The organism is Pleomorphochaeta sp. DL1XJH-081 (assembly GCF_049310885.1).
Taxonomy (GTDB): domain Bacteria; phylum Spirochaetota; class Spirochaetia; order Sphaerochaetales; family Sphaerochaetaceae; genus CAYZJV01.
Genome location: NZ_JBMDYO010000098.1, coordinates 1 through 273, shown reverse-complemented (window position 1 = coordinate 273; position 273 = coordinate 1). Strand labels below are relative to the sequence as shown.

Genomic DNA, 273 nt, shown 5'->3' with positions numbered 1-273 from the left:
AGTATCCAGCGTCTGTTGCAGGAAGTGGATTCCGAATCGCTGCTGATCGCTCTGAAAGGCGCCGAACCGCCATTACGCGAGAAGTTCCTGCGCAATATGTCCCAGCGCGCCGCCGATATCCTGCGCGACGACCTTGCCAACCGTGGCCCGGTTCGTCTGTCTCAGGTGGAAAACGAGCAGAAAGCGATTCTGCTTATTGTGCGTCGTCTGGCGGAAACCGGCGAAATGGTGATTGGCAGCGGCGAGGATACCTATGTCTAATGAATTGCCGTG

Annotated in this window: 1 protein-coding gene; it reads left to right on the top strand. The window is 56.8% G+C overall.

All coding sequences use genetic code 11. The annotated features are described in order from the left end of the window. Positions 1 to 261: FliG C-terminal domain-containing protein (locus tag ACODJP_RS14045; RefSeq protein WP_422482554.1), on the top strand; the 261-nt coding region annotated here is incomplete at its 5' end. Positions 262 to 273: the final 12 nt, after the last annotated feature.